Annotated in this window: 7 protein-coding genes; 6 read left to right on the top strand and 1 reads right to left on the bottom strand. The window is 72.5% G+C overall.

The genetic code is table 11. The annotated features are described in order from the left end of the window. Positions 1-132: 132 nt before the first annotated feature. Positions 133-1,539, bottom strand: coding sequence for a KamA family radical SAM protein (locus HA073_RS25630; protein WP_166457474.1), 1,407 nt, complete (start codon positions 1,537-1,539; stop codon positions 133-135). A 143-nt stretch (positions 1,540-1,682) separates the two neighbouring features. Here HA073_RS25630 and HA073_RS25625 point away from each other — a divergent pair, with 143 nt between their 5' ends. From HA073_RS25625 to HA073_RS25600, 6 genes are read left to right on the top strand one after another with little or no spacing between them, the layout of a single operon-like run. Continuing rightward, positions 1,683-2,744 (top strand): zinc-binding alcohol dehydrogenase, encoded by a 1,062-nt coding sequence (locus tag HA073_RS25625; protein WP_166457473.1) that lies wholly within the window; start codon positions 1,683-1,685, stop codon positions 2,742-2,744. A 4-nt stretch (positions 2,745-2,748) separates the two neighbouring features. Next, positions 2,749-4,320 (top strand): amidohydrolase, encoded by a 1,572-nt coding sequence (locus tag HA073_RS25620; RefSeq protein WP_166457472.1) that lies wholly within the window; start codon positions 2,749-2,751, stop codon positions 4,318-4,320. Further along, positions 4,317-5,879 (top strand): lysine 5,6-aminomutase subunit alpha, encoded by a 1,563-nt coding sequence (locus HA073_RS25615; protein WP_043324125.1) that lies wholly within the window; start codon positions 4,317-4,319, stop codon positions 5,877-5,879. Before HA073_RS25620 ends, HA073_RS25615 begins: the two co-directional genes overlap by 4 nt. Further along, the gene (locus HA073_RS25610; protein ID WP_043324123.1) at positions 5,872-6,627 is read left to right on the top strand and encodes an OAM dimerization domain-containing protein; all 756 of its coding nucleotides are present in this window, start codon (positions 5,872-5,874) and stop codon (positions 6,625-6,627) included. Before HA073_RS25615 ends, HA073_RS25610 begins: the two co-directional genes overlap by 8 nt. Further along, the gene (locus HA073_RS25605; protein WP_166457471.1) at positions 6,624-7,016 is read left to right on the top strand and encodes a hotdog domain-containing protein; all 393 of its coding nucleotides are present in this window, start codon (positions 6,624-6,626) and stop codon (positions 7,014-7,016) included. The genes HA073_RS25610 and HA073_RS25605 overlap by 4 nt, the downstream gene beginning before the upstream one ends. Then, on the top strand, positions 7,013-8,347 hold the full coding sequence (locus HA073_RS25600; protein ID WP_166457470.1) for a glutamate mutase L: 1,335 nt from the start codon (positions 7,013-7,015) through the stop codon (positions 8,345-8,347). The genes HA073_RS25605 and HA073_RS25600 overlap by 4 nt, the downstream gene beginning before the upstream one ends. Positions 8,348-8,410 lie beyond the last annotated feature (63 nt).

Here is an 8,410-nt window from a genome sequence, read left to right as displayed (position 1 = left end):
CCCCCGGGCCCGGCAGGCCGGGGAGCACGCCAAGCAGGCGGGCCGCGACGTCAAGGACGCCTTCAACAAGTGAGTACGCGGAACGGCGGGCCCCCTCACCGCAGAGGTGGCCCGCCGTTCGGGTGTCCGGGGTCAGTCGTCGCGGTGGGCGAGCCACCAGGCCTGGCCGGCCTCGGGCAGCGTGTCGATCGGGTCGTAGTAGGCGTAGCGCTTGTTCAGCGCCTCCAGGTCGGCCGACTCGATCGAGGTGCGGTAGTTCTTCGTCCAGTACGAGATGCCGCGCTCGCGGTCGTAGTCGGTGAGCATGTGCACCCACCGCTTGCCGACGAACGGCACGTCGCAGACGATCCGCGGGGTGGCGTAGCCGGGCAGGTAGCCCATGATGTCGTGCTGGAGCTGCTGGGCGTGCCACACCGGGACCCGCCAGTGCTCGGCGTTGGGGATCATGTCGCACATGTAGAAGTAGTACGGCAGGATGCCCGCCTCGCCCTGCAGCGCGAAGCACAGGTCGAGCAGGTCGGCGCTGGTGGCGTTGACGCCGCGCATGAGCACGCCCTGGTTGCGTACGTCGCGTACGCCGACGTCGAGCGCGGTCTGGGCGGCCTTGGCGACCAGCGGGGTCAGCGACTGGGCGTGGTTGACGTGGGTGTGGATGGCCAGGTTGACGCCGCGGCGGGCGGCGGTGCGGGCGACCCGTTCCAGGCCCTCGACCACGTCGGGCTGGAGCCAGTGCTGGGGCAGGCCCATGAGCGCCTTGGTGGCGAGCCGGATGTCGCGGATCGTCTCGATCTCCAGCAGGCGCATCAGGTACGACTCGAGGTTGCGCCACGGCACGTTGGCGACGTCGCCGCCGGAGACGACCACGTCGCGTACGCCGGGGTGGGCCTTGAGGTAGGTGATGTGGGCGTCGTAGCGGTCGACGGGCTTGAGGGTGAGCTTGAGCTTGTCGACGGCGGGGGTGGAGTTGCCGACGAGGTCCATGCGGGTGCAGTGGCCGCAGTACTGCGGGCAGGTGGAGAGCAGTTCGGCGAGGACCTTGGTGGGGTAGCGGTGGGTGAGGCCCTCGGCGACCCACATGTCGTGCTCGTGGAGGCTGTCGCGGCTGGCGTACGGGTGCGACGGCCAGTCGGTGCGGCGGTCGGAGGCAACCGGGATCATGTAGCGGCGGATCGGGTCGGCGAGCAGCGCCTCCGTGCTCATCGGTTGATGCGGCACCATGGTGTTGAGCATCTGCGGCGGCACCAGCATGGACATGGTGGCCAGCGCCTTCTGGTCGGCCTCCAGGTCGGCGTAGAAGGTCTCGTCGACGGTGTCGCCGAGGACGGCGCGCAGCTGCTTGATGTTCTTGACGCAGTTGACCCGCTGCCACTGGGCGCTCTCCCACTGGTCGCGGGTGACGTGGCGCCAGCCGGGGAAGCGGGTCCAGTCGGGTTCGACGAGGGGCGCGCGGCGGTATTCGTAGGGCTGTCCGGCGGCCGGGACGGCGACCGGCGCGTGGCGGGGCGTCGGGATGGTCTCCACCGGTTGGGTCTGGGTCACGGCCCCTCCTCGTCAGTGTGCGGGTTGATCAACGGATGCGTAGGCTACTGGAAAATCTGCGGTGAAGAAATTAGTCTGCCGTAAGTTTTCCCGCGATGCGAGTCCTGACCAGGGGTTCGGGCGGCTGGACATAGGGGGTCGGCGTGACGTCACCGGTGGGACTGCACCGAGTCGTGGAACCGGCGGGGGTGCTCCCGCAGGCGGCCTGGCGGCTGGACCCCGACCCGCGGATCGCGGCGAACGAGGTGCGGATCCGGGTCGAGCGGCTGAACCTGGACGCGGCGAGCTTCCGGCAGCTGGCGGAGAAGCACGGCGGCGACGGGGAGAAGGTCCGCGCCGAGGTGCTGGAGATCGTGTCGACCCGGGGGAAGATGCAAAACCCGGTGACCGGTTCCGGCGGGATGCTGATCGGCACCGTCGAGGAGGCGGGCCGCCGCTCGCCGCTGGGGCTGAAGCCGGGCGACCGGGTGGCGACGCTCGTGTCGCTGACGCTGACGCCGCTGACGATCCTCGACGGGCTGGCCCGCTGGGACGGGCGCAGCGAGCAGGTGCCGTGCGACGGGTACGCGATCCTGTTCGCGCGGTCGATCGCGGCGGTGCTGCCGGCGGACCTGCACCCCGAGTTGTCCCTCGCCGTGCTGGACGTGTGCGGGGCGCCGGCGCTCACCGCGCGGGTGGTGGCCGAGCAGGTGGCGCGGCGCTCACGTGAGGGTGATCCGCGTCCGGTGTCGGTGGCGGTGATCGGCGGGGCCGGCAAGAGCGGGTCGCTGTCGCTGGCGGCGGCGCGGCGGGCGGGCGCTGCCCGTACCGTCGGGGTGGTTCCGGTGGTTGCGGAGCGGGACGCGCTGGCGGCGGCCGGGCTGGCCGACGTGGTGGCGCTGGCCGACGCGCGGGATCCGGTGGGGTTGTCGACGGCGGTGACGACGGCGTTGGGTGTGCCGGCGGACGTGACTGTGGTGTGCGTGGACGTGCCGGGGTGTGAGCACGGCGCGGTGCTGGCCACGGCGGACGGCGGTACGGTGATCTTCTTCTCGATGGCGACGAGCTTCGCGGCGGCGGCGCTTGGTGCGGAGGGCCTGGCGGCGGACGTGACGATGCTGGTGGGCAACGGGTATGTGCCGGGGCACGCGGCGCTGGCGCTGGATCTGTTGCGTGCCGAGCCGGGGGTGCGCGGTCTGTTCGAGGCGCGTCTGGCGGCAGACTGAGACCATGACGAACCCCTCGACGCTGTATCGCGGTGGAGTGCTGCACTGTCCGGCCGACCCGAGCGCGACGGCGCTGCTGGTGCGGGGCGGGCGGATCGCCTGGTTGGGCACGGATGCGGAGGCGCCGCGGGCGGACCGGGTGGTGGAGCTGGGCGGTGCGCTGGTGACGCCGGCGTTCGTGGACGCGCACGTGCACGCGACTGATACCGGGTTGGCGTTGTCGGGGCTGGATCTGTCGGCGGTGCGGTCGGCGGGTGGGCTGCTGGAGGCGGTGTCGGCGTTCGCGGTGGGTCTGCCGGGTGACGCGGTGGTGCTGGGGCACGGCTGGGACGAGTCGGGCTGGGCGGATCCGGTGTTGCCGGATGCGGCGGCGCTGGACCGTGCTGCGGGTGGGCGGCGGGTGTATCTGTCGCAGGCGTCGATCCATTCGGCGCTGGTGTCGGCGGCGTTGCTGGCGGCGTGCCCGGAGGTGGTGTCGGCGGCCGGGTACGAGGCGTCGGGGTGGTTGCGGCGCGACGCGCACCATGTGGTGCGGGCGGCGGCGTTCGCGTCGGTTTCGCGGGCGCAGCGGGTGGCGGCGCAGCGGCGGGCGCTGGCGCACGCGGCGTCGCTGGGTGTCGCGGCGGTGCACGAGTGCGGTGGGCCGGACATTTCCGACGAGGAGGACTTCACCGGGCTGTTGGCGATCTCGGGGGCCGGGGTGCCGGAGGTGTACGGGTACTGGGGTGAGCTGCTGGGTGCGGCGAAGGCCCGGGAGCTGGGCGCGGTGGGCGCGGGTGGTGACCTGTTCGCCGACGGGGCGCTGGGTTCGCGGACGGCGCACGTTTCGGCGGCGTACCTGGACGGTGAGGCGGGGGCGTGCGGGCACGGGTACGTGTCGGCGGAGCAGGTCCGTGATCATCTGCTGGATTGTGCGGCGCACGGGTTGCAGGGCGGGTTCCACGCGATCGGGGACGCGGCGATCGGCACGGTGCTGGAGGGCTTCGGCATGGCGGCGCGGTCGGTGGGTGTGGACCGGTTGCGGGCGGCGCGGCACCGGGTGGAGCACGCCGAGATCATGAGCAAGGCGTTGATCGCCGGGTTCGTGGAGTACGGGATCGTGGCGTCGATGCAGCCGGCGTTCGACAGGTTGTGGGGCGGCGCGGGCCGGATGTACGAGTCGCGGCTGGGGTTGGCGCGGTCGCTGGAGTCGAATCCGATGGGCGCGATGCACGGTGTCGGTGTGGCGTTGGCGTTCGGGTCGGATTCGCCGGTGACGCCGCTGGATCCGTGGGGGTCGGTGCGGGCGGCGGCGGCGCATCACAACCCGGCGCAGCGGATGAGTGTGCGGGCGGCGTTCGCGGCGCACACGCGCGGCGGGTGGCGGGCGGTGCACCTGGACAACGAGGGTGTGCTGGCGTTGGGGGCGCCGGCGACGTTCGCGGTGTGGGACACCCCGGCGGGCGTGGAGCGGGGGCTTCCGGTGGTGCTGGCCGAGGATCCGGAGTTGCGGGGGCCGGAGGATCCGACGCCGCTGCCGGTGTGCCGGACCACCGTGTTGCGCGGTGACGTGATCTATCAGGAAGGGTCTTCGTGACAGGCAAGCTTGGGCTGGATCCGGCGTTGGTGGCGCGGGCGCGGGAGTTGGCGCGCCGGGCCGGGCAGCCGGTGGTGGATCTGGCGCGTAGCCACACCACGGTGTCGGTGGAGCGGGCGGTGCTGCGGCTGGCCGGGGTGACCGGCGCGGACCCGGACGGCATTCCGTGGGTGAACCGGCTGGTCGACGCGGTGGTCGCGGACGTCGGGCTGGGGCACGGGGTGGCGGCGCCGGTGTTCGACGCGCTGGCGCGTGAGGGCATCGCCGATGTGACGTTGCTGGCGCAGAAGGCGGCGGCCGGGTCGGTGCGGTTCGCGCAGCCGTCGGGGAAGGCGGCGACGGCGGCGCGGCGGGCGTCGCGCAAGGCGGTCGCGGCGGGGATCCGCAGCATCGACCGGCGGCGTGCGGAGCGGGACCGCTTGGTGAAGCGGTTCGGGGATCCGGCGCGTCGGCCGTGGATCTACCTGATCGTGGCCACGGGTGACATCTACGAGGACATTCCGCAGGCGCAGGCGGCGGCGCGGGCCGGCGCCGATGTGATCGCGGTGATCCGGTCGACGGGGCAGTCGCTGCTGGACTACGTGCCGGAGGGGGCGACCCGGGAGGGGTTCGCGGGCACGTACGCGACGCAGGAGAACTTCCGGCTGATGCGGGCGGCGCTGGACGAGACGTCGAAGGAGCTGGGCCGGTACGTGCGGTTGACGAACTACGCGTCGGGTCTGTGCATGCCGGAGATGGCGACGCTGGCCGGCCTGGAGCGGCTGGACATGATGCTCAACGACTCGATGTACGGGATTCTGTTCCGCGACATCAACCCGATCCGCACGTTCGTGGACCAGCGGTTCTCGCGGCAGGTGCACGCGCGGGCGGGGATCATCATCAACACCGGTGAGGACAACTACCTGACCACCGCTGACGCGGTGGACGAGGCGCACACGGTGACGGTGTCGCAGTTGCTGAACGAGTTCTTCGCGCACGAGGCGGGGCTGGCGGACTGGCAGCTGGGGCTGGGGCACGCGTTCGAGATCAACCCGGACGTGCCGGAGTCGTTCCGGTTGGAGTTGGCGCACGCGCTGCTGGCGCGGGAGTTGTTCCCGGACGCGCCGTTGAAGTGGATGCCGCCGACGAAGCACATGACCGGTGACGTGTTCCGGGGCAACCTGCTGGACGGGTTCTTCAACCTGGTGGGCACGATGACCGGGCAGGGGATTCTGCTGGTGGGGATGATGACCGAGGCGGTGGTGACGCCGTGGCTGTCGGACCGGGACATCGCGCTGCAGAACGTGCGGTACGTGCTGGGCGCGGCGGGCGGGTTGCACGAGGACTTCGTGCCGGCGCCGGGCGGGTTCATCCAGGCGCGGGCGCACCGGGTGCTCGGTGAGGCGGTGGATCTGCTGGAGCGCATCGGGGACCAGTCGTTGCTGACGGCGATCGCCGAGGGCACGTTCGGGATCATGAAGCGGCCGGCGGACCGCGGGAAGGGCCTGGACGGCGTGGCCCGGCACGAGGCGGACTACTACAACCCGGCCACGGAGATCCTGGAGCAGCCCCATGAGTGAGAAGACGGTTGTGCGGCCGTACGGGGACACCACCGGTGACGGCATGGTGCAGGTGTCGTTCACGTTGCCGGTGCCGCACGACAAGCGGGCCGAGGGCGCGGCGGTGCAGCTGGCGAACAAGATGGGCATGGACCCGGCGATGCTGGTGCACGCCAAACCGATCGGTGACGGGTTCACGTTCTTCGTGGTGTACGGGCGGGTGAACCACCTGGTGGACCTGGCGAAGGTGCAGGTGGTGGAGCGTGACTATCCGCTGCTGTCGGCCAAGGAGGTCAACGCGGTGGTGAAGCGGCGGCTGCGCCGCAAGCTGTCGGTGGTGGGCGCCTGCATCGGCACGGACGCGCACACCGTGGGCATCGACGCGATCCTCAACGTCAAGGGCATCGCCGGGGAGAAGGGCCTGGAGTACTACCGGGAGCTGAAGGTCACGAACCTGGGCGCGCAGGTGAGCGTGCCGGAACTGGTCGAGGCGGCCCGGCGGGAGCGCGCCGACGCGGTGCTGGTGTCGCAGGTGGTGACGCAGCGCGACGCGCATCTGCACAACACGCGGGAGATGTCGGCGGCGTTCCGGGAGGCGATGCCGGCCGGGCGCCGGCCGCTGCTGATCGTCGGCGGGCCGCGGTTCGACGAGACGATGACCGGCGAGCTGGGCGTGGACCGGATCTTCGGCCGTGGCACCACTCCGGGCGAGGTGGCCAGTTACCTCGTCCACGCTTTGATCACCTCCAGGAAGGCGAACGTCGCATGAGCGATCCGCGTGTCGGTCTGACAGTCACCCACCGCCGGTACGTGCCGTACTCCCACGCCCACTACGCGGGGAACCTGGTCGACGGGGCGTACGCGCTGGGGTTGTTCGGGGACGTGGCGACCGAGGTGTGCATCCGTACCGACGGTGACGAGGGGTTGTTCGCCTCGTACGCGGACGTGCAGTTCCGGGCGCCGATGAAGGCCGGTGACGTGCTGGAGGTGACGGCGACGGTGACCCGGGTGGGCACCCGCAGCCGCACCGTCGACTTCGCCGCGACCGTGGTGTGCCGGGGCCGCCCGGACAAGGGCGAGTCGGCCGCCGAGGTGCTCGGCGAGCCGATCGTGGCGGTCACCGCGACCGGCACGGTGGTCGTGCCCCAACGGCCGTGAGCGTCGTCGTCTGCGCCGACGTTGGGTCGACGTACACGAAGGCCGCGGTGGTGGACCTCGACGGCGGCCGGCTGGTCGCGGCGGCGTCCGCGCCGACCACTGTGGGCACTGACGTGCTGCACGGTCTGGACGCCGCGGTCGGCGCGGCCACCGCGTCGGCCGGGGTCGCTGAGGCGCCCTGGTACGTGTGTTCGTCGGCCGGGGGTGGGCTGCGCCTGGCGGTGGTGGGTTACGAGCCGCTCGTCACCGCTCAGGCGGGCCGGCGGGTCGGTCTGTCGGCGGGCGCGAACGTGGTGCACGTGGCGGCGGGACGGTTGTCCGGGGCGGACGTGGCGGCTTTGCGGGCGGCCCGCCCGGACGTGGTGCTGCTCGTCGGCGGCACCGACGGCGGCGACTTCGAGACGGTGACGCACAACGCGACGCGGCTGGCGAAGGCCCGCTTGCGGGTGCCGGTGGTCCTGGCGGGCAACGCCGACGTGCGTGACGAGCTGCACGCGCTGCTGGCCGGCGCGGGGGTGCCGGTGACGGTGGCGGACAACGTGCTGCCGCGCATTGGGGTGCTGGAGCCGTCGTCGGCGCGGGCGGCGATCCGGGAGGTGTTCCTGCGGCACGTCATCGGCGGCAAGAAGCTGTCCCGGGGTACGCGGTTCGCGCGGCTGGTCCGCGCCGCCACCCCCGACGCGGTGCTGACCGGCGTGGAAGTCCTCGCCGGGACGCTCGGCGGTGACCTCGCGGTGGTGGACGTGGGTGGCGCGACCACCGACGTGTACTCGGTGCTCACCCCCGACGAGCGGGACAGCGGCCCCAGCCAGGAGGTGGCGGGGACGCTGTGGCGGGCCCGCACCGTCGAAGGTGACCTGGGCATGCGGTGGAGCGCGCCGGGTGTGGTGCGTGCCGCGGTCGAGGAGCGGCTGCTCGACGCGGCCGGCGAGGCGGAGCTGGCGGCCGCGGCGGCGGTCCGGGCCGCCGACCCGGGTTTCCTGCCCGCCGGTGACGCCGACCGGGCCGCGGACCGGCACATCGCGGCCCTCGCGGCGACGGTGGCGCTGCGGCGGCACGCCCGTGGGGCGGCGACGGGGGAGCGGGCCGGGCGGGACCTGCGGGAGGTGAAGCTGCTCGTCGGCTCCGGCGGGGTGCTGCGGCACGCCGACCCGGATGACGCGGCGGCGGTGCTCGACGCGGTGCTCACCGACCACGCCGGCGGGTGGGCGTTGCCGCGGGCGGCCCGCCCGGTCGTCGACGTGGACTACGTGCTGGCCGCCGCCGGGCTGCTCGCCGACGATCATCCGGGTGCGGCGGCGGCGATGCTGCGGCACCACCTCGGCGCCTGAACCGCGCTCAGGAATCGAGACGCGCCGACGCGACACGCCGTGTCGCAACACACGACAGGCCCG

Source organism: Micromonospora sp. CMU55-4, assembly GCF_011602315.1.
GTDB lineage: Bacteria > Actinomycetota > Actinomycetes > Mycobacteriales > Micromonosporaceae > Micromonospora > Micromonospora chalcea.
Note: the sequence above shows the minus strand (reverse complement) of the source record. Positions and strands in the feature narration are given on the sequence as shown.

Bases quoted from the DNA above. Each gene is read 5' to 3' on its own strand.
- HA073_RS25610 (WP_043324123.1), top strand. From the start codon at position 5,872: ATGAGTGAGAAGACGGTTGTGCGGCCGTACGGGGACACCACCGGTGAC.
- HA073_RS25605 (WP_166457471.1), top strand. From the start codon at position 6,624: ATGAGCGATCCGCGTGTCGGTCTGACAGTCACCCACCGCCGGTACGTG.
- HA073_RS25620 (WP_166457472.1), top strand. From the start codon at position 2,749: ATGACGAACCCCTCGACGCTGTATCGCGGTGGAGTGCTGCACTGTCCG.